Source organism: Rhodanobacter sp. DHG33 (assembly GCF_014843005.1).
GTDB lineage: Bacteria > Pseudomonadota > Gammaproteobacteria > Xanthomonadales > Rhodanobacteraceae > Rhodanobacter_A.
Map to the genome: position 1 here is coordinate 238,822 of NZ_JACYXM010000003.1, position 20,101 is coordinate 258,922.

General features: G+C 67.3%; 22 protein-coding genes. 15 read left to right on the forward strand and 7 right to left on the reverse strand.

Going from position 1 to position 20,101, the window contains the following annotated elements; translation table 11 throughout:
- The first annotated feature begins 292 nt into the window (after positions 1–292).
- A complete protein-coding gene (locus IHE46_RS07335) occupies positions 293–958 on the forward strand; it encodes a hypothetical protein (RefSeq protein ID WP_192163978.1) in 666 nt (221 codons plus the stop codon).
- 4 nt (positions 959–962) lie between these two features.
- Here the strand turns inward: IHE46_RS07335 and IHE46_RS07340 are convergent, their stop codons facing one another.
- From IHE46_RS07340 to IHE46_RS07355, 4 genes are all read right to left on the reverse strand, one after another.
- Positions 963–1,556 (reverse strand): HAD family hydrolase, encoded by a 594-nt coding sequence (locus IHE46_RS07340; protein ID WP_192163979.1) that lies wholly within the window; start codon positions 1,554–1,556, stop codon positions 963–965.
- A gap of 219 nt (positions 1,557–1,775) precedes the next feature.
- Positions 1,776–3,824, reverse strand: coding sequence for a S9 family peptidase (locus IHE46_RS07345; RefSeq protein ID WP_192163980.1), 2,049 nt, complete (start codon positions 3,822–3,824; stop codon positions 1,776–1,778).
- A gap of 71 nt (positions 3,825–3,895) precedes the next feature.
- Positions 3,896–4,813, reverse strand: a complete 918-nt coding sequence (locus IHE46_RS07350; protein WP_192163981.1) for a patatin-like phospholipase family protein — start codon at positions 4,811–4,813, stop codon at positions 3,896–3,898.
- A gap of 137 nt (positions 4,814–4,950) precedes the next feature.
- Positions 4,951–5,967, reverse strand: coding sequence for a class 1 fructose-bisphosphatase (locus IHE46_RS07355; protein ID WP_192163982.1), 1,017 nt, complete (start codon positions 5,965–5,967; stop codon positions 4,951–4,953).
- Positions 5,968–6,103: 136 nt separating this feature from the next.
- On the opposite strand from IHE46_RS07355, the gene IHE46_RS07360 reads away from it, so the two are divergent.
- The 12 genes from IHE46_RS07360 to IHE46_RS07415 all read left to right on the forward strand — a co-directional run bounded on the left by IHE46_RS07360 (position 6,104) and on the right by IHE46_RS07415 (position 15,523).
- Positions 6,104–6,715: a DJ-1/PfpI family protein gene (locus IHE46_RS07360; protein ID WP_192163983.1), complete on the forward strand. Its 612-nt coding sequence runs from the start codon at positions 6,104–6,106 to the stop codon at positions 6,713–6,715.
- 125 nt (positions 6,716–6,840) lie between these two features.
- Positions 6,841–7,038 carry a hypothetical protein gene (locus tag IHE46_RS07365; protein WP_192163984.1) on the forward strand — a complete coding sequence of 66 codons (198 nt, stop codon included), beginning with the start codon at positions 6,841–6,843 and terminating at the stop codon, positions 7,036–7,038.
- Positions 7,035–7,439: a GFA family protein gene (locus IHE46_RS07370; RefSeq protein ID WP_192163985.1), complete on the forward strand. Its 405-nt coding sequence runs from the start codon at positions 7,035–7,037 to the stop codon at positions 7,437–7,439. Before IHE46_RS07365 ends, IHE46_RS07370 begins: the two co-directional genes overlap by 4 nt.
- A gap of 9 nt (positions 7,440–7,448) precedes the next feature.
- Positions 7,449–7,973 carry a cupin domain-containing protein gene (locus IHE46_RS07375; RefSeq protein ID WP_192163986.1) on the forward strand — a complete coding sequence of 175 codons (525 nt, stop codon included), beginning with the start codon at positions 7,449–7,451 and terminating at the stop codon, positions 7,971–7,973.
- A 46-nt stretch (positions 7,974–8,019) separates the two neighbouring features.
- The gene (locus IHE46_RS07380; RefSeq protein WP_192163987.1) at positions 8,020–8,724 is read left to right on the forward strand and encodes a YafY family protein; all 705 of its coding nucleotides are present in this window, start codon (positions 8,020–8,022) and stop codon (positions 8,722–8,724) included.
- Between the two features lie 99 nt (positions 8,725–8,823).
- Positions 8,824–9,438 (forward strand): ParB-like protein, encoded by a 615-nt coding sequence (locus IHE46_RS07385; protein WP_192163988.1) that lies wholly within the window; start codon positions 8,824–8,826, stop codon positions 9,436–9,438.
- Entirely contained in the window at positions 9,435–11,093 is a 1,659-nt protein-coding gene (locus IHE46_RS07390) for a SulP family inorganic anion transporter (RefSeq protein ID WP_192163989.1), read from the forward strand. Before IHE46_RS07385 ends, IHE46_RS07390 begins: the two co-directional genes overlap by 4 nt.
- A gap of 17 nt (positions 11,094–11,110) precedes the next feature.
- The gene (locus tag IHE46_RS07395) at positions 11,111–12,886 is read left to right on the forward strand and encodes a DUF885 family protein (protein ID WP_192163990.1); all 1,776 of its coding nucleotides are present in this window, start codon (positions 11,111–11,113) and stop codon (positions 12,884–12,886) included.
- Positions 12,887–12,963: 77 nt separating this feature from the next.
- Entirely contained in the window at positions 12,964–13,377 is a 414-nt protein-coding gene (locus tag IHE46_RS07400; RefSeq protein WP_192163991.1) for an MbcA/ParS/Xre antitoxin family protein, read from the forward strand.
- A gap of 80 nt (positions 13,378–13,457) precedes the next feature.
- Positions 13,458–14,162, forward strand: coding sequence for an RES family NAD+ phosphorylase (locus tag IHE46_RS07405; RefSeq protein WP_192163992.1), 705 nt, complete (start codon positions 13,458–13,460; stop codon positions 14,160–14,162).
- Positions 14,159–14,827, forward strand: coding sequence for an SGNH/GDSL hydrolase family protein (locus IHE46_RS07410; RefSeq protein ID WP_192163993.1), 669 nt, complete (start codon positions 14,159–14,161; stop codon positions 14,825–14,827). The genes IHE46_RS07405 and IHE46_RS07410 overlap by 4 nt, the downstream gene beginning before the upstream one ends.
- A gap of 78 nt (positions 14,828–14,905) precedes the next feature.
- Positions 14,906–15,523, forward strand: coding sequence for a sugar O-acetyltransferase (locus IHE46_RS07415; RefSeq protein WP_225562870.1), 618 nt, complete (start codon positions 14,906–14,908; stop codon positions 15,521–15,523).
- A gap of 67 nt (positions 15,524–15,590) precedes the next feature.
- Here the strand turns inward: IHE46_RS07415 and IHE46_RS07420 are convergent, their stop codons facing one another.
- Together IHE46_RS07420 and phhA are read right to left on the reverse strand one after the other, a co-directional pair.
- Positions 15,591–16,478 carry a patatin-like phospholipase family protein gene (locus IHE46_RS07420; protein ID WP_192163994.1) on the reverse strand — a complete coding sequence of 296 codons (888 nt, stop codon included), beginning with the start codon at positions 16,476–16,478 and terminating at the stop codon, positions 15,591–15,593.
- Between the two features lie 121 nt (positions 16,479–16,599).
- Entirely contained in the window at positions 16,600–17,493 is an 894-nt protein-coding gene (phhA, locus tag IHE46_RS07425; RefSeq protein ID WP_192163995.1) for a phenylalanine 4-monooxygenase, read from the reverse strand.
- Between the two features lie 133 nt (positions 17,494–17,626).
- On the opposite strand from phhA, the gene IHE46_RS07430 reads away from it, so the two are divergent.
- Entirely contained in the window at positions 17,627–18,103 is a 477-nt protein-coding gene (locus IHE46_RS07430; RefSeq protein WP_192163996.1) for an Lrp/AsnC family transcriptional regulator, read from the forward strand.
- A gap of 15 nt (positions 18,104–18,118) precedes the next feature.
- Here IHE46_RS07430 and IHE46_RS07435 read toward each other — a convergent pair whose 3' ends face one another.
- On the reverse strand, positions 18,119–19,402 hold the full coding sequence (locus IHE46_RS07435; RefSeq protein ID WP_192163997.1) for an MFS transporter: 1,284 nt from the start codon (positions 19,400–19,402) through the stop codon (positions 18,119–18,121).
- A gap of 71 nt (positions 19,403–19,473) precedes the next feature.
- Here IHE46_RS07435 and IHE46_RS07440 point away from each other — a divergent pair, with 71 nt between their 5' ends.
- Positions 19,474–20,076, forward strand: a complete 603-nt coding sequence (locus tag IHE46_RS07440) for a TetR/AcrR family transcriptional regulator (protein ID WP_192163998.1) — start codon at positions 19,474–19,476, stop codon at positions 20,074–20,076.
- Positions 20,077–20,101: the final 25 nt, after the last annotated feature.

A 20,101-nucleotide genomic window follows, 5' to 3' on the forward strand; every position in this document is an offset into this window, starting at 1 on the left:
GCAGAATGTTCCGCTAGATCTCAAGCTGTCAGCCCGCTACTTTCCGCCCGCGGTAATACCGTCGCCGTGCCACCGCCAGCATCGCTTCGTCTTCGCGGGTGTTACCAAAGGTGCTTCGAGATCGCCTGCCGTTGCCACGGCCTCGCCCGCGAACTGCGGCTCGACATTTCACGCTTCGTGCCGCCGCGCAAACCCATCCCCTCAAGGAGAGTTGTTCCGAGTCGCTGACAGTGCGGAACCAATAATTCGCCGGTGTGTCTTTGCATGACTCGAAGCAGGGACGGGGCGCGCGATGATGGAGGTCTTGGAAAGGGCGGAAGCGTTTCGCTGGTCGCGTGTTGCCACGATGGTGGCGGTCCTCCTCATCCATGCCGGCTTCGTCGTCCTGCTGTTGTTGCCGACGGGTGCATGGCGGTGGCGGGGTGCGAAGCGGTCGTCGGTACGGCCGGATGCCTTGTCGTTGCGGTTCATTGCCATGCCGCCGCTGCGCCCCACGCTGACGCGCCCGCGGATGCTTCCGTCCGCGCATGCTCCGCCGCCCATGCACCGGCCGCGGGTCGCGGTACCGGTCGCTGCGCGAAACCTTCAATCGCCACCGTCACCCGTGCCGGACACCAACATTCCCCCGCCGCCGGTGAATGACAGCGGCAACAGCCTCCCGTCCTTTGTCCCAGGTGGTGGCCGGTTCGGTGCTGACTCCACCTACGTGCGGGACAACGTGCATCTGCCCGGCAGCGCGCAGCGCGTGCGTGGGGCTCCGGTGCTCCAGATGGCCGATCCGAAGATGCAAGGCATTGCCGGCGCCGTGCGCACGGTGCAGCGGCTGTTCGGCATACCCGACAGCCATTGCGTGGACGTGGATGTCTGGCGCGGTATGACGGTTGCCGAACGCATTGCCAGACATATCGACGATGCGCGCATCGAAGAGATGGCCGCGCGCTATCACTGCGGTCCGTGACGACTCAGGTTCTCTCCACGCCGCGGTAAAACTTCCGCTGCGCCAGCGCCAGCATGGCTTCGTCCTCATGCGTGTCGCCATAGGCGTAGCACTGGCCGTAGGCGGCGAGGTCGTAGCGTTCGCGCACGCGCCGCGCTTTTTCCTCGCCTACGCATTGCGCGCCCCGGTAGCGGCCGGTGAGGCGATCGCCGCGGATTTCCAGCGTGGAACAGATCAGCTCCAGGCCGTGCTGCCTGCACCATGGCGCCAGGTAAAAATCGAAACCGCCGGAAACCAGCACCACCTTGTCGCCCTGTGCTTGATGCCAGGCGATGCGCTGCATGGCTTCGGGCCGCAACACGCCGGGAATGTACTCGTCGGCGAAGCGTCCGCCGGCGGCGTGGGCGTGCAAGGCCGGCATGCCGCGGAAGCCGAAAGCCGTCACCGTATGGCGTATCGTCGTGCCCGCGACGAGTCCCATCTTGTAGCCGGCGAGCATCGGTGCGAATACGGGGATGCCCAAGACGCGTCGCAGCGGCGTCGCCGCCCGGCGCACGAAATCGGACATCGTCTCGCGCGTGGTGACGGTGCCGTCGAAGTCGAACAGGGCGAGATTCATGCAGTGTCGTCCGTGGCGAAGCGCTGCTGCTGATGCAGTGGCAACGCAGGTTCGGTGAGATGGCGGAAATCGCTGCGGATACCCGCGCTGGCGATCACGCACCGTCGTTGCAAGCCGGCCAACGCGGTGGCCTTGCGCGCGACATCGTGGTTGCAAGAACAGGTGTCGAGGAGTGACCGGCCGACCTTCCCGCGCGGGAAGGCCGGCCGTGCCGCCGGCCTACTTCGACGCCGGCAGGTATTTCGCGAACCACGCCAGCGAGCGCTGCTGCACGTCGCGGGTGTGTTCCGGGTTTTCGAAGTGGTGGCCTTCGTTCGGGTACACCACCAGCTGGGCAGGTACGCCCAGGGTCTTCAGCGCATGCCAGAACTCGAAGGACTGCGGCGCGGGGCATTCCTCGTCGCGATCGCCGACGATGATGAGGGTAGGGGTCTTGGCCTGCTTGATGAAGCTCAGTGCCGAGCTCTTCGCATAAGCTGCCGGGTCGTCGTACAGGCTGGCGCCGAAGTAGGGAATCATCCACTGGTCGATCTGGTTTTCGCCGTAGTAGCTCTGCCAGTCGGAGATGCCGGCGCCGGCGACCACGGCGCGGAAGCGCTGCGTCTGGGTGGGCGCGAACATGCTCATGAAGCCGCCGTAGCTCCAGCCGGTGAGGCCGAGGCGACGGTCGTCCACGGGCGCGATCTTTTCCACCGCATCGATGCCGGCGAGCACGTCGCGCAGGTCGCCGTAGCCGAAGTCCTTGCGGTTGGCCTGCACGAAGGCTTCGCCCTGGCCGAAGCTGCCGCGCGGGTTGGGCATGAACTGGAAGTAGCCTTCGGCGGCATACATCGCGCCCATGCCGGGCCAGCTGGACAGCACGCCCCAGGCCGGACCGCCGTGCACGGTCACGATCATCGGGTAGGTCTTGTGCGGATCGTAGTTGGCCGGGTACAGCAGCCAGCCCTGCACGTCGTGGCCTTCGCTCTTCCACTCCACCGACACGGCCTTGCCCCAGGCGGGCTTCAGTCCGGCATTGAGCGAGGTGACGGCGGGCGGCGGCGCATCACCCAGCGGTCCGGCGTGCACTTCCGAGGCGCTGTCGTCGGAGCTCTGCTCGAAGGCCACGCGCCGGTGGTCGGCGGACAGCGACACCGAGAGCACCGCACCGCCCGCGCCGATCATCGCGGGCACGGTGAAGTAAGGCGCCTGCGCGGAGGCGCGGTCGCCGTGGATGTCGTAGCGGGCGAGCTGCACCTTGCCCTTGGCGTTCTGGCTCACCGTCAGCGCATCCTTGCCGGCCCAGGCGAACCACTCCGGCGTCACCGTGATGCCGGGGGTGAGGTTGGCCGGTTCGCCGCCGTTGGGCGACACGCTGTAGAGGTCGCCGCCGGTGGAACCCTGGTCGCTCATCAGGCCGCCGATGAAGGCGATGCGCGAACCGTCCGGCGACCAGCGCGGCAGCGCCATCTGCAGGCCGTGCAGCGAGCCGGTGACGGTGGACGGATCGACGACCGCCCGCGCCGCGGCGCCTTCCTTCGCGTCCTGCACGTAGAGCTTGGCCACCCACCAGTTGTTGTCGCCGGGCGGCGGCGCCGCGGTATAGGCGATGCGTGAACCATCGGGCGACCAGCCGAATTCATAGGCGTACAGCGAATCCGGCGTGAGCGTGTGCAGCGTGCCGCTGGCCACGTCGAGGCTGGCGATGCGCTGGATTTCCTCCGGCTCCTCGCCGATCACGCCCACCAGCGGCTTGCCCGCGGCGGTGGCGCTGGCGTGGCGGGTGGCGCCGGGTACGTAGAGGAAGCCCAGCGACTGGCCGTTGGACGTCCATGCCAGTGCGCGCGCGTAGCCGGCGAGCTGCGCGAGTTCGCGCGGCGCGGCCTTGCCCGCGACGTCGGCGAGATAGACGTCCGTATGCATCGCCTCGGTATTGGTGAGGTCGTGGCCGCAATTGGCGATGAAGGCGAGCTGGTGCGAATCCGGTGACCAGGCGAGGTCGCTCTTGCCGCACTCGGCGAGCTTTGTGCCCACGTCCAGCACCTGCGCGTGCCGGCCGTCGGCATCGGCCAGTTCGATCACCGGCTGCTTGCCCGCCTGCACCCAGGCGAGGCGTGTGCCGTCGGGCGACAGGGCCACGTCGCCGATGCGCTGCACCTTGCCGAGCTTGGGCAACGGGATGGCGGCGTGTGCGTCGGGCTGGGCGGTGCGCGCGTCCGGCGCCGCCTGCGCAAGCAGGGGCGCGGCGAACAGCGCCAGCGAAACGATCAGATGGGAAGACTTCGGCATGGTGCGGACCCGTGTGCGGGGGGAAACCGCCACGCTACAACCCCGGGCGGCGGCGCACCATGTGCGTATCGTCAGGGTCTGGCGGCGATCTGCGCGGCCTCGCGGGCCGCGAGCCTGGCCCGGATTTCCGGAATCGCCGCCAGGGCGGCCTTCTCGCCGGCGAGGATGGCCTCGTCCTTCTGTTCGAAGTCGGCGGCGCCCACGCTGCCGAGGTCGGGCCGGATCACCACGTCGGCGCGGGCGATTTCCTGCTTGGCCAGCTCGCGGCCCATGATGGTGATGGACTGGCCCATGATGTTGAACATGCCTTGCGGGTTCTTGCCGCCGGGCTTGGCCGAGATGTCCACCGCGATCACGAAGTCGGCGCCGAGCTGGCGCGCGGCGTCCACCGGGATCGGGCTGACCACGCCGCCGTCCACGTAGTGCATGCCGCGGATCTCCACCGGCTCGAACACGCCGGGGATGCTGGAGGAGGCGCGCACGGCCTGCCCGGTGTTGCCGCTCACGAACACCGTGCGCTGGCCGGTTTCCAGCTGCGTCGCCACCGCGGCGAACGGCAGCTTCAGGCGCTCGATGGGCTGGCCGTGCACCAGCTGGTTCACGTAGTCCTGCAAGGCCTTGCCCTGCACGAGGCCGCCGGAGAACAGCCGGACGTCGCGGATCTTCGTCTCGTCCAGCCCGAACGCGGTCTCCTGCAGCTGGAACGGGTCCATGCCGCTGGCGTACAGCGCGCCCACCACGCTGCCCGCGCTGGTGCCCGCCACGACATCGGGATGGATGCCGCTGGCCTCCAGCATCTTGATCACGCCGATGTGCGCGAAGCCCTTCGCCGCGCCGCCGCCGAGGGCCAGGCCGATCTTCAGCTTCACCGGTGCCGGCGCCGGTGGCGGCACGATGACCGGTGGCGCCGCCGTGGGCTTGCTACGGCCGAAACAGGCGCTCAGCGCGATCGTGGCGAGCAACGGCAGCAGGAGACGGCGGTAGGACATCGGGATGCCACGCGGCAGGGGATGGGTTGGGTTGCGAGTCTATGGCTGGGTCGTGGCGTGACCGGGGCGCGGAACAGGCGGCGTTCTTGCGTTGGCAAGGCGCCCCTCCCTTTTGCAGGGAGGGGCAGTGCGCGTTGTCAGCCCTGCGCGCTGTCCGCTTCGCGGTGGTAGCGCGTGGCGTGCTCCACTTCCTGGCTGGAGCCGAGGAACACCGGCACGCGCTGGTGCAGGCCGGTCGGCTGCACGTCCATGATGCGCTCGCGCCCGGTGGTGGCCGCGCCGCCGGCCTGCTCGACGATGAAGGCCATCGGATTGGCTTCGTACATCAGGCGCAGCTTGCCGCCCTTGCTCTTGATCTTGGCGTCCAGCGGGTAGAAGAACACGCCGCCGCGGGTGACGATGCGGTGCACGTCGGCCACCATCGAAGCGACCCAGCGCATGTTGAAGTCGCGGCCGCGCGGGCCGTCCTTGCCGGCCAGCAGCTCGCCGATGTAGCGCTGCATCGGCGCTTCCCAGTGGCGCTGGTTGGACATGTTGATGGCGAACTCGCCGGTCTGCTCGGGGATGCGGATGTCGCGGCGGCTGAGGGTGAAGCTGCCGATCTCGCGGTCCAGCGTGAATTCGTGCGTGCCGTGGCCGAAGGTGAGTACCAGCAGCGTACTCGGGCCGTACACCACGTAGCCGGCGGCGAGCTGGGTGGTGCCCGCCTGCAGGAAGTGCTCGGCCTTCGGGTCGGTCACATCGTCCGGGCAGCGCAGCACGGAGAAGATCGTGCCCACCGAGATGTTCACATCGATGTTCGAGCTGCCGTCCAGCGGGTCGAACAGCAGCAGGTGCTGGCCCTTCGGGTACATGTCGGGGATGGGCTGCGGGTCTTCCATTTCCTCCGACGCGCAGGCGGCGAGATGGCCGCCCCAGGCGTTCGCTTCCAGCAGGATCTCGTTGGAGATCACGTCCAGTTTCTTCTGCGCCTCGCCCTGCACGTTGTCGGTGCCGGCCGCGCCCAGCACGCCGCCCAGCGCACCCTTGCCGGTGGCCACGCCGATGCGCTTGCAGGCACGGGCAACCACCTCGATCAACAGCGAAAGTTCGGTGTTGATGTGGCCGGCACGGCGTTCCTCGATCAGGAACTGGATGAGCGAAACGGGTTTCATGGCGTGTCCATGGTGGTCGGGTGGTGCGCGCATTGTCCGGGCTTCGCCTGAACTGCGCCATGCCTGAACCTTCTACTGACACCAGGCTGTCAGCAGGGGGCGCGCAAGCTGTATCTCCAATCACGGAGGGAACGACATGCGCGACACGGTTTATTTCCTCGTTTTCGACGGCTATGCCGACTGGCAGGCCGCGCTGGCGCTGTGCGAAATCCGCCGTCCGGGCGACTGGCGCGTGCAGGCGGTGGGGTTCTCGATGGCGCCGGTGACCTCGATGGGCGGCCTGGTGGTGCAGCCCGAGGCGACGCTGGCGCAGGTCGACCTGGCCCGCGCGGCGCTGCTGATCCTGCCCGGCGGCCACCTGTGGGCGCGTGGCGAAGGGCTGGCTGCGGTGGCCGCTGCCCGCCGCGTGCACGCGGCCGGCGCGCCGGTGGCAGGCATCGATGGCGGTGTGCTGGCCCTGGCCCGCGCCGGCCTGCTCGACGACTGCCGGCACACCGGCAACCACGCCGGCCACATCGACGCGCACGTGCCCGACTACCGCGGCGCCGACCAGTACGACGCCACCGTGCTGGCGGTGAGCGACGGCGGCACGCTGACAGCAAGCCAGCTCGGCAGCGTGGAGTTCGCGCGCGAAGTGATCCGCACGCTGGACCTCTACAACGCCAGCGACCGCGAGTACTGGTTCCGCCTCTATAAGCACGCGTTGCCGCCGCCGTGGCTGGCCGGCACCACGGCAGTTGCGGCTTGAAGAAAGGGTGCTCATGCACCCGGCCCGGCGCGCCGCTCGATCGGACTCCCGCCACGGGAAGCCACCTCACTCGCAAATCCAGCTGTGGTCATCCATGACCGCACTTTTCCAGCAAGGCTCACACCATGACGAACAAAGCCATGATCGACCGCGTGCTGAAGGCCTACCGCCCGCTCTACCTGCAAGGCCTGCTCGTGGACGGGCAATACCGTCTGCCGGCGACCGCCGCCAAGCCGGAATCCGCCAAGCCGAAGCGGCGCATGCTGCTGGTGGCGCTGGCCGGCCTGCGCCACATCATCGCGCCCACGAGGAGCAAGCCATGAAGAAGACGTATCACGGTAGCTGCCATTGCGGCGCGGTGCGCTACGAGGCCGACCTCGACCTCGCCGCGGGCACCGGCCGTTGCAACTGCTCCATCTGCGCCAAGACGCGCTGGTGGGGCATCACCCTCAAGCCGCAGGATTTCCGCTTGCTGAGCGGGGAGGACGCGCTGTCCGACTACCAGTTCGGCACATTGAGCGCGCACCACCTGTTCTGCCGGAACTGCGGCGTGCGCGCGTTCGGGCGCGGCCATGTAGAGGAAATCGGCGGCGACTACGTGTCGGTCAACCTGGCCTGCCTCGACGACGCCGAGCCGCAGGAACTGATCGAGGCGCCGCTGCGCTGGTGCGACGGCCGAGCCAACAACTGGATGAATCAGCCCGCCGAAACGCGGCACCTCTGAGGACATGCCATGAGCAAGCCCGTGCTCAACATCGACGAACTCGAAGCCATTCCGCTTGAAGTGCTGAACAAACAGCACGGCGGCAATCCGATGCCGGCGAAGTTCGGCGGCGCGATGGCGCCGATAGGCCAGCGTCTCGGCGCACAGAAGCTCGGCTACAACCTCACCACGGTGCCGCCGGGCAAGCGCGCGTTCCCGTTCCACTCGCACCGCGTCAACGAGGAAATGTTCTTCGTGATCGAAGGCAGCGGCGAAGTGCGCATCGGCAGCGAGACCTGGCCGGTCCGCACCGGCGACGTGATCTGCTGCCCGCCGGGCGGCCCGGAAACCGCGCACCAGATCGTCAACACCGGCGATGCCACGCTGCGCTACCTCGCCGTGTCGAGCAGCCAGACGCCGGAGATCTGCGAATACCCGGATTCTGGCAAGTTCGCCGTGATGCATTTCGCCGGCAAGGATGCGGACGGCAAGCCGCAAGGCTTCCGCCACGCGGGCCGCCTGTCCGACGGCTGCGATTACTGGGACGGCGAGTAAGGTCCGGACACTGGCGGACGGCGCGCAGGCAAGCCACCATGAAACGATGCGTCGTGCCGATCGTCTCTTCCTCATCATCCATGCCCTGCGTGGCCGCCGTACCGCGCTGCCTGCGCGCAACCTCGCCGAGACGCTGGGCGTCTCGCTGCGCACGGTCTACCGCGATGTGGCCGACCTGCAGCTCTCCGGCGTGCCCATCGAAGGCGAGGCCGGCGTGGGCTACGTCCTGCGCAAGGGCGCGGACATTCCGCCGCTGATGTTCACCGCCGACGAACTCGAATCGCTGGTGGTGGGCACGCGCTTCGTGCGTGCCTTCGCAGGCGACAAATTGGCCGCCGGCGCACAGGCGGCACTGCTGAAGATCGAAGCGGTGCTGCCGCCCGAGCTGCGCGAGCGCGCCGCGCGCACACGCATCTACGCGCCGGTGTGGCGCGACCGCGGCAAGGCCGATTTCGCTGCGCGCATCGATTCATTGCACGCGGCCATCGAGGCACGCCATGTGCTGCGGATGGACTACAGCGACGAAGCCGGCAATGCCAGCACGCGCGAAATCGAACCGCTGTGCCTCGCGTTCTGGGGCGGCAAGTGGACATTGGGCGCGTGGTGCCGCCTGCGCGAGGGCTTCCGCAATTTTCGTCCCGATCGCATCGTGCTGTGCACGGCATCCGGCGAGTGTTTCGACGACCGTCCGGGCCGCAATCTCGATGCCTATCTGCAAGCGGTGGGCGGCAGTTACTCGGGCCTGGAATAGCCGTCCATTTCCCGCAAGAAATTTCGCGTGCCCGCTGCCGCCGCCGGTGCGTGCGCTCGGTTACGCTCGCGACACCGTAGCCTCGAAAGGAACCGAGCCATGTCGCCCACCGCACGCCATCCCCTGCTGTCGGTCGCGCCGGCCAAGTTGCGTCCGACCCAGTTGACCGTGGGCAAGGCCGAGGTCGCGGCCAAGCGCGCGAACTGGCAGGAGCTCGGCAAGAAAAAGCGCAAGGAGCTGCTCGCCATGCATTGGTTTCCCGGCGTGCTGGGACCGAAGCAGAACGTCTACATCGTCGACCACCACCACCTCGGCCTGGCCTTGCTGGAAGAGGGCGTGAAGAGCGTGCCGGTGATGATCCAGCGCGATTTCTCCTGGCTGGAGCCGGCGGTGTTCTGGCACACCATGGAGTTCAACCGCTGGGCGCATCCCTACGACCAGCACGGCAACCGTGTCGACTACGCCACGATCCCCACCAGGCTGACCGGTCTGACGGACGATCCCTATCGCACGCTCGCCGCGCGGGTGCGCATGGCCGGCGGCTGCGCCAAGGACGCAGTGCCGTACGCGGAATTCCTGTGGGCCGATTTCTACCGTCGCCGCCTGAAATTGCCGGGTGGCAAGATCAGTGCAAAGACGATGCAGCAGGCCCTGCTGCTCGCGCACAGCCACGACACGGCCTACCTGCCGGGCTGGAGTGGCACGATCGAATGAGCGCGACACCGGCCGCCGCCGCCACGCCGGGAGCCAACCGCGCTGCCGACGTGCTGGCCGGCCTGTCGATCGCCGGCCTGCTGCTGCCCGAGGCGGTGGCGTACTCGGGCATCGCCGGCCTGCCGCCGCAGGCCGGCGTGATCGCCTTGTTCGTCGGCCTGGTCTGCTACGGGCTGCTCGGTCGCAGCCGCTACGCGATTGTCTCCGCCACCTCGTCTTCGGCGGCGGTACTGGCTGCGGGCACCCTGGCGCTGGCCGGCCCCGGCGCGGTTTCGCGCGCGGCGGTGGCAGCGACCCTGGTGCTGCTCACCGGTGGCTGTTTCCTGATGGCGGGCGCAGCGCGGCTGGGCGGGTTGTCGCAGCTGATCGCGCGGCCGGTGCTGCGCGGATTCACCTTCGGCCTGGCATGCGTCATCGCGCTGAAGCAGCTGCCTAATCTGCTCGGATTGCCGGGCCTGCACGGCGATTTCGTGCCGCTGCTGCTGGCGACCTTGCTGCAGTTGATCGACCGCGTCCAGATGGCCACGGCGGGCGCTGGCGTGGTCGCACTGTTGCTGCTGTTCCTGTGCGAACGCGTGCGGCGATTGCCCGGCAGTCTGCTGGTGATCGTGCTGGGTGTGGCCGCTTCGGGCTGGCTGGCGGCGCATGGCGTGGCACTGACCGGCGCGATCAATCTCGCGCCAACGTGGGGCTGGCCGACGTGGCCGACAGGCAACCAGTGGCTGCCCAGCATCGAGCTGGCCGCGGCGCTGCTGCTGGTGCTGTATGCGGAATCGTACGGTGCGATCCGCGCGTTCGCGCTGAAGCACGGCGATGCGGTGGACGCGAACCGCGACCTGCTGGTGATCGGCCTGGCGAATGCGCTCTCCGGCCTGTTGCACGGCATGCCGCTGGGAGCGGGTTATTCCGGCACCTCGGCCAACGAAGCCGCGGGTGCGCGTTCGCGGTTGGCGGGGCTGATCGCGGCCGCGGCGCTGCTGCTGATGGTGCTGTTGCTGTTGCGCTGGATTGAGCGTATTCCCGAGCCGGCGCTGGCGGCCATCGTGATCCATGCGGTGAGCAAGTCGTGGCGGCTGTCGGTGTTCAGGCCGTACCTGCAGTGGCGGCGCGACCGCCTGGTGGCGCTGGCCGCGGTGGTTGCCGTGCTGGCGCTGGGCATCCTCGATGGCTTGCTGGTGGCCATCGCCTTCAGCCTGGCGATGCTGCTGCGCCAGCTCGCTACGCCACGGCTCAGCGTGCTGGGCCAGTTGCCTGGCAGCCACGATTTCGTAGGCATCGCCGAGCATCCGTCCGCGCAGCCGCCCATAGGCATGCTGATCCTGCGGCCGGAGGAGCCGCTGTTCTTCGCCAACGCGGAATCGACTCTGGCGCTGGCACGGCAGCAGGTCGCAGGCCACCCCGATGCACGGGTGGTGGTGCTCAGCCTGGAGGAATCGCCCGACCTGGACAGCACCGCGCTGGAGGCACTGGCCGATTTCGCCGCATGGCTGGGGGCGCGCGGCATCGCGTTGCGGGTGGCGCGGCTCAAGGATACGGTGCACGATCTGCTGCTGCGTGCGGCGCTGCCCCAGCTTCCGCCGCAGGCACTTGATTACTGGAGCGTGGAGGACGCAGTCGCCTCCATGCGGCAACCGAACGGGACATCCACGCAGTGAAGAAAATCGTTACGAGCATGCATTGGTTGGTGCTGGGCCTGGCATTGGCCGCGCCGACATGGGCAGCGCAGCAGGACGCCGATGCGCGCTTCAAGCAGATCTACACCGACGAGTGGGCATGGCGCACCGGCCAGTCCGGCATCAGCACCTCGGGCGAAGCGCAGCCCAACAACGGCAACCTCGACAGCGTGGACGCCGCCAGCCAGCAGCAGCGCCTCGATTACTGGCAGCACGTGCTCAAGCAGCTCGACGGTATCGACACCATCCAGCTCTCGCCGGAAAACCGCGAGAACTATGCGGTGTACCGCGAGCAGATCCGCAACTTCGTCGCCGACCAGAAGTTCATGAACTGGCAGATGCCGTTCAACAGCGACTCGGCGTTCTGGAGCGACATCGGCGACGACCTGGGCAGCGACCGCCTGCGCACCTTGGACGACTACCGGCGCTACCTCGACCGCCTCGGCCAGATTCCGCACTATTTCCAGCAGCAGATCGACAACATGCGGCTGGGCCTCAAGCGCGGCTTCAGCGTGCCGCGCGAGGTGCTTGCGGGCCGCGACAAGTCCATCGCGGCGGTGGCCGACCTCACGGATCCCACCACCAGCAGCTTCTACGCGCCGTTCGAGCAGATGCCCGCGAGCATTCCCGACGACCAGGCGCAGGCGCTGCGCGGCGAAGCGCTGCAGCGCATCCGCGACCAGGTGATCCCAGCCTACGCCAACCTGCTGAAGTTCTTCGACGACGAATACGTGCCGCAGGCGCGCACCACGCTGGCCGCCGAAGCGCTGCCGAACGGCAAGGCGTTCTACCGCCAGCAGATCCGCGAATACACCACGCTCGATCTGTCGCCCGACCAGATCCACCAGATCGGCCTGGACCAGGTGGCGAAGATCCACGCGCAGATGCTGGACGTGATGAAGCAGACCGGCTTCAAGGGCAGCTTCGCCGATTTCCTCAACTACCTGCGCACCGATCCGCAGTTCTACGCCAAGACGCCGCAGGAGCTGCTGGACAAGACCGCCTGGGTGGCGAAGGAAGTGGACGGCAAGATGTCGCGCTTCTTCGGCCACCTGCCGCGCGAGCGGTTCACCATCGTGCCGGTGCCGGCCGATATCGCGCCGTACTACACCTCCGGCCGCGGCGGCGCGGGTGCGTACCTGGTCAACACCTACGACCTGAAGTCGCGTGCGCTGTACAACATGCCGGCGCTGACCCTGCACGAAAGCTACCCCGGTCACTCGCTGCAGCTGGAACTGGCCGAGGAGCAGCACAGCTTCCCCGCCTTCCGCCGCGACAGCTACATCTCCGCCTACGGCGAGGGCTGGGGCCTGTATTCCGAATACCTCGGCAACGAGATGGGCATCTACCAGACGCCCTATCAGCAGTTCGGCTACCTCACCTACCAGATGTGGCGCGCCTGCCGCCTGGTGGTCGACACCGGCATCCACCACCTTGGTTGGACACGCCAGCAGGCCATCGACTACCTCACCGGCAACACCGCGCTCAGCCCGCTGGAAATCGCCAACGAAGTCGATCGTTACATCAGCTGGCCCGGTCAGGCCGACAGTTACGAGCTGGGCTACCTCACCATCCTGCGGCTGCGGGCCAAGGCGGAGAAGGCGCTGGGCGACAAGTTCGACATCCGCGCCTTCCACGACACCGTGCTTTCCGCCGGTTCGGTGCCGCTGCCGGTGCTGGAACAGCGCATCGACAAGTTCATCCAGGACGGCGGCCCGGAGCCGGATTTCGGTTGCGATTGCGCCAAAGGCAAAAGCACGTCGGGTGCTTCCTGAACCCGATACGGGCCGTTTTGGACGTTTCTGCCATTTTGCAGTAAATTGCACATGTGCTTCACATGGAGAGTTTCGACATGAACGCACATGCCGGCCACATCGCCGAAGCCGCATCGCGTTACCTCCCTGCTGACGCGGCATGGGGGGCGCCAGCGCTGCGCAGCTTTTTCCGCCTTGCCGAGCACTGGGATCTGCGGGTCGCCGAACAGCGCAAGCTGCTCGGCGATCCACCCGAGTCCACGTTCTACAAGTGGAAGCGCGAGCAGACCGGTGGCCTCGGTCGCGACACCTTGGAGCGCATCAGCTACCTGCTCGGCATCTGGAAGGCGCTGCAGATCCTCTTCCCCGACCCGGCACAGGCCGACGCCTGGCTGCGCAAGCCGAATACGGCGTCGTTGTTCGGCGGCCACTCGGCGCTGGAGCGCATGCTGTCGGGCAACGTGGCCGATTTGTTCGTGGTGCGCCAGTACCTGGATGCACAGCGCGGCTGACGCGGCGCCAGTCGCGTTCCGCGAGACCGCTTGCCGCCACGCTCGTTTCCCCACCCGCAGGAACGACACGGACCACCGCGATGCCCGCCGATCTGCCTCCCGTCCGCCGCATCCGCTGGAGCCATGCGTATCGCATCGTGCCCAGTCGTTTTCCGCCGGTGGGCGTGTACGACCGCATTGCCGATCCGGCCGACCTCGACGCGGTGTTCGCCATCGAGGCGCTGACCAATCCGCGCCTGCGCGAAGAGGCGGGCGTGCTGAAGCTGGTGCCGAAGGAGCACCGCATCAGTGGCCCGGGTTCGACGCCTGTAATGGCGGCGTTCACGCATCTGAATCCGGAAGGCAGCCGCTTTTCCGACGGGACCTGGGGCGTGTTCTACGCCGCGCACAGCGTGGCCACGGCAGTGGAAGAGACGGTCTACCACCGCGAACGCTTCCTCGCGGCCACCCATGAACCGGCCTGCGAAATCCAGATGCGCTGCTATCGCACGCGCATCGACAGCCGCCTGCACGACATCCGCGGCGGTTGGAAGAAGGAGCACGATGCGGACGTCTATACGGCCAGTGTCAGACTCGCGCGCATGCTGCGCGACGCCGATTCCAACGGCATCGTCTACGACAGCGTGCGCGACCGTGGCGGCGAATGCGTTGCCGCGTTCCAACCCGACGTGGTGGCGCCCTGCGTGCAGGCGCAACATTTGATCTATCGTTGGGACGGCACGCGCATCGCGCAGGTGCTGGAAGTGTCGGAACTCGCACGAAACATTCCACGGGAGACACGATGAAACGCTGGCTGATCCTGCTGTTCGCCCTGCTACCGCTGTGCGCTTTCGCGCGCACGACCAACGATCACACGCAGTGGAATGCCGATATCGCGGCATTCGAGCAGGCTGACCGCGCCCAGCCGCCACCAGCCGGCGCAGTACTGTTCATCGGCAGTTCGTCGATCCGCTTCTGGAAGACGCTGGCGAGCGATTTCCCCGAAGTGCCGACGATCGACCGCGGTTTCGGTGGTTCGGAGATTGCCGACAGCACGTTCTTCGCCGATCGCATTGTGGCGCCGTACCACCCGCGCGCCATCGTGATGTACGCGGGTGACAACGACATCGAGGCGGGCAACAGCCCGCAGCAGGTGCGCGACGATTTCGCGGCCTTCGTGCGCAAGGCACGCGTGGTCGACCCCAATGTGCCCATCGCTTTCATCGCGATCAAGCCCAGCATGGCGCGCAAGGCTCTGCTGCCGAAGATCCGCGAGGCGAACGCCCTGGTGCGCGATTACGCAGCCACGCAGAAGCAGGTGGCCTACCTGGACATCTTCACGCCGATGCTGGGTCCGGACGGCCAGCCGCAAGCCAAATGGTTCATCCAGGATGGGCTGCACATGAATCGCAGTGGCTACGAGTTGTGGATAGGCATCGTGCGGCCGTGGGTGGATGCACACGGGCATTGATGCCGGGCTCGCATGAGATTTGACCGTGTTTTAGCGAGCTCTGCATTCGACCCAAGACCGATATTGCGAAATCATTCCATGATGGCGGGCAGCGTGGATACAGAGCACCGAATGGAAGGCGACTGTCGCATCAAGGTAGTCCATCGGCGAACACCGGAGTCGGCGAAGATGGTGGCCAACGTCAAACGGGCGGCGCAGATCACCGCCGTGCTCAACCGCTTGACGTTCAACGACGCCGACGAAGTCCGCGCCGTGTTCAGCGAACTCACGGGCCAGACGGTGGACGAGAGCTTCATGCTCATCCCGCCTTTCTACACGGCCGGCGGCGACGAAATTCGCGTCGGCCGGAATGTCTTCGTGAATCAGAACTGCACCTTCTATGACCTCGGCGGTATTCACATCGGGGACGACGTGATGATCGGACCGAATGTCAGCATCATCACGGTAGGCCATCCGCTGGCCCCGTCGCAGCGCAGATCCGTCACGGTCGGAAAGCGCATCGTGATCGAGCGAAACGTGTGGGTCGCGGCTGGCGCAATCATCATCGGCGGGGTGGCGGTGGGCGAGAACTCGGTCGTGGCCGCTGGTTCCGTCGTCACCAAGGACGTGCCGCCGAATAGCTTCGTGGCAGGAAATCCGGCGCGCTTCATCCGTTCGGTCAGCGATGAGGCGCCTCTCGAGGGTGGTGCTGAGTGAAGCGCCTGCTTTCGACCGATAGCGGGCTTCACCTGTCGCCGGGATAGGCGCGCAGCATCGGCTGCGCTCACGCGATGCGTAGACTGCCGTTCATGAGCGCTTCTTGCGCGTTGCGCTCCCCCAGCGTCCATGCGTCGAGCACCGTGGCGCGCACCGTGCAGTCGAGCATGCCCACAGGTACCCGTGTGCCGGGTTGCCAGTAGTTGCGCCCGTTGACGCGGAACAGGGAAGGCAACTTCGGATAGTGGCGGGTCAATAGCACGAGCGTTCGCGCTTTCTCGCTGTCGCTTTGCGGCGGCAGCGGCGCATTGTCGATGTAGCCGCCGTCGAAGGCGTATTCGCCATCGATGCATCGCGCAGGGATGAAAGGGAGTGCGGCGCCTGCAGCGGCCAGCAATGCGTGGGCGTCGCCGAGGCTGCTGCAATCGTGCAGCGCGCGGAATTCCTGTCGCAGGCCGAGCCGGCGCGGCAGCCCTGGATGCAATGGCCCGCGCAGGAACTTGTCCGCAAGGTAGGCCAGCGTAGCGACTCCAATGGAGCCGCGCAGTCCCAACCAGCGCGCCGGCCGGGTGATCGCCACCTGCAGACGATGCCTCGACTGCCGCAGCGCCTGGAAATGCTCGGCATCGACGAAACTGGCCAGCCATGCCGGATAGATGCGGCGATGCGCATAGTGCAGTCGCCCGCGCAACAGGCCGCGCCATTCGAACATGCGGACCTGCCCGGCATACAGGCGCTGGCAGCTCGCCAGCGCAGCTTGCGGCCCGGCGGTGAGGAAGGCGGCGGCCACGGCGGCGCCACCGCTGGTACCCACGAGTTGCGTGGGCAATCGCCAGTGCTGCGCCAACAGGTGCGAGATCGCGCCTGCCTGCCACCAGCAACGGTTGCCGCCGCCGGCGAAGATCAGGGTGTCGATGGAGGCAAGGTCGAGGCAGGCGAGCGATTCGACGAGCATGGCTTCCCTGCATGGCGGGTGGGCAAGTCCATCGCATGGAGGCATCGCCGATCCGATGCAAGGCCGCGACACGAAAAAGCCGGCACAGGGCCGGCTCGATCCGCGTGCGTGCAAATGCAGCTCAGGTATCCGCGCCGGTGGCGAACCCCTCGCGCGTGCCGCGATTGAAGACGCGGTCGCCGTCCAGTACGTCGGCGGCCGCATGCGCGGACTCGGCCTTGAGCTTCGCGTAGATCGGCGTGAAGTCGGGATGGGTGGCTTCGAACAGCTGCTCGAAGCTGTCGATCACGAAGTAGGTCTGCTGGTAGGTGTCGATGCGGTAGCGCGTACTCATCACGCGCTCCAGGCCGAAGCCGATGCGGTTCGGCGCCGGCGAGTCGAGGCAGTAGATGGATTCGCCCTTGGAGCTGACGATGCCGGCGCCGTAGATGCGCATGCCTTCGTCGGTATGGATCAGGCCGAATTCCACCGTGTACCAGTACAGGCGCGTGAGGTTCATCAGCGCTTCGGGACCGATCGCGAATGCCTTCATGCCGCCGCGGCCATAGGCCTGCATGTAGTCGGCGAACACCGGGTTGAGCAGCAAGGGCACGTGGCCGAACAGGTCGTGGAACAGGTCGGGCTCGCTGAGGTAGTCGAGCTGATCAGGCTTGCGGATCCACCAGCTCACCGGAAAGCGGCGGTTGGCGAGATGATCGAAGAACACCTCGTCCGGCAGCAGGCCTTCCACCGCCACCAGCTCCCAGCCGGTGGCCTCGGCCAGCACCTTGTTGAGCTCGGAAAACTTCGGGATGCCGCCGTCGCCCAGGCCGAAGCGCTCCACGCCGGCAAGGAACTCCTTGCAGGCACGCCCGGGCAGCAGCTCGCGCTGGCGCTTGTACAGGGTGTCCCACACCTCGTGGTCGGTGCGCGTGTAGTTGTCCCAGGGCTGCTCCACCACGCCGGTGGCGTAGACCGGGATGTAGCCGCGGTCGGTCTGCTGGTGTTCGACCTTGCGGGGAGTGGTGTTTTCCATGGTGGCCGACCGGGTGGGATGGTTAACAAAAGCATACGGCGAAGCCGCTGCATGAAACTTGCAATATTGCGTACCATGGGTCAATGGACGCAATATTCATGCGTTCGATAGTGAATATGTCGAGGTATCGTGCATGACTGCACTGGATCGCATCGACCTGCGCCTGCTCGCCGTGCTGCAGACCGAGGGCCGCATCACCAATGCCGAGCTGGCCGAACGGGTGAACCTCTCGCCCTCGGCATGCCTGCGCCGCCTGCAGCGGCTGGAGGCGGACAAGGTCATCACGGGCTACGCCGCACAGGTGGATCCGCAGGTGGTGGGGCTGGGCCTGCAGGCCTTCGTGCGCGTGCAATTGGTGAAGCACGAGGCGGCGATGATCGAGCGCTTCGTGGACCGCATCAACGGCTGGGACGAGGTGGTGGCCTGCCATGCGCTCACCGGCGATATGGACTACCTGTTGCACATCTTCGTGGCCGACCTCGCGGATTTCTCGCGCTTCCTGCTCGACCGCCTGCTCAACGACGCCGGCGTGGCCGACGTCAATTCCAGCTTCGTGCTGCGCACGGTGAAGCGCTCGTCGTCGCTGCCGCTGGCTCAGCTGGAGCGCTAGATCGCGGGCAGGTGCTCAGGCCGCTTCCATCGCCGGCGCAAGGCCGCGATGCGCGCGGCGGATGCGCAGTGCGAGGAAGGCCGCCACTACGCCGCTCGCGCCGGCGATCACGAACGGCATCAGGTAGCTGCCCAGCTGCACGCGCAGCACGCCGGCCATGAAGGCCGCCACCGCAGCGCCGACCTGGTGGCCCGCCACCACCCAGCCGAACACCACCGGCGCGTCGCGCTCGCCGAAGGCCTCGGTGGTGAGGCGCAGCGTGGGCGGCACGGTGGCGATCCAGTCCAGCCCGTAGAACACGCCGAACAGCGACAGGCTCTGCAGCGAGAAATCGGAATAGGGCAGGTAGATCAGCGACAGGCCGCGCAGGCCGTAATAGGCGAACAGCAGCTTGCGCGGGTCGACGCGGTCGGTGAGCCAGCCCGAGGCCGTGGTACCCACCAGGTCGAAGATGCCCATCATCGCCAGCAGGCTGGCCGCGCGCACTTCTGGGATGCCGTGGTCCCCGCACATCGCGATGAAGTGCGTGCCGATCAGGCCGTTGGTGGTGAAACCGCATACAAAGAAGGTGGCGAACAGCAGCCAGAACGCGCCGCTGCGGCTGGCCCGCTGCAAGGCGCCCAGCGTGAGCGCGAGCAGGTTGCCGGTAGGCATGCCGACGTCGGCGGGTTCGCCGGGCGGCGCGCCGTAGCGGGTCAGGCCGATATCGGCCGGGCGCTCTGGCAGCAGCCACAGCACCACCGGAATCAGCACCGCGCACAACGCGGCGAGCAGCAGCACCACGGCGCGCCAGCCGGCATGTTCCGAGATCGCCGCCAGGCCGGGCAGGAAGATCAGCGTGCCGGTGGCGGTGCTGGCGGTGAGCAGGCCCATCACCAGGCCGCGATGCGTGCTGAACCAGCGGCCCGTCACGGTGGCGCCGAGCACCACCGCCACGCAACCGGTACCCACGCCCGACAGCACGCCCCAGCTCGCCACCAGCTGCCACGGCTGCGTCATCAACGCGCTGGACGCGGCGGCGAGGCCCATCACCGCCAGCGCCGCCATCAACACGCGGCGGATGCCGAAGCGCTGCATCAGCGCCGCCGCGAACGGCCCCATCAGGCCGTACAGCAGGATGCCCACCGCGGCGGCGGCCGAGATGCTGTCGCGGCTCCAGCCGAACGCACGGCCCAGCGGCAGCATCAGCACGCCCGGCGTGGCGCGCATGCCGGCGGAGACCAGCAGGGCCAGGAAGACCACGGCCACCACCACGAAGGCGTAGTTCTGGCCGCGAAGGCGAGGGCGCGATATAGTCATGTTACCGATCGGTACGGAATGATTCGCGCAGCATACGTACCGATCGGTAACATTGTCAACGAGTACCGCACATGTCTGTCCGCAACAAACCCGCCCAAGGTGCCGAAGCGCGCCCCCGCGCCGCCGACCGCATCCGCGACACGGCCTTCGAGCTGTTCTACCGCGAAGGCATCCGCGCCATCGGCGTGGAAGAGATCGTCAACCGCGCCGGCGTCACCAAGCCCAGCCTGTACCGCGCCTACGAGTCCAAGGACGAACTGGCGGCGGATTACCTGCGCGACTACAACGAACGTTTCTGCCGCGTCTTCGAAGCGCCGTCGGCGGAGCACCCCGGCGATCCCAAGGCCCAGTTGTTGGCTTACCTCGACGGACTGGCCGCACGCGCCTCCAGCGACGGCTACCGCGGCTGCGGTCTCACCAACGCGGTGATCGAATATCCCGAGCGCGAGCATCCGGCGCACAAGGTGGCGGTGGAGAGCAAGCGCAGCCTGCGCAAGCGCCTGCGCGAGCTGTGCCGCGCGATGGGCGCGCGCGATGCGGAGACGCTGGCCGACGGCCTGTTGCTGTTGATCGAAGGGAGCTACGTGTCCGGCCAGGCCTTCGGCCGCGGCGGTCCCGCGAAGGCGCTCGGCAAGGCAGCGCGGACACTGATCGAGGCCAGCCTCGGCGATTGAACCGGCCGCCCGCAACATGCGCACC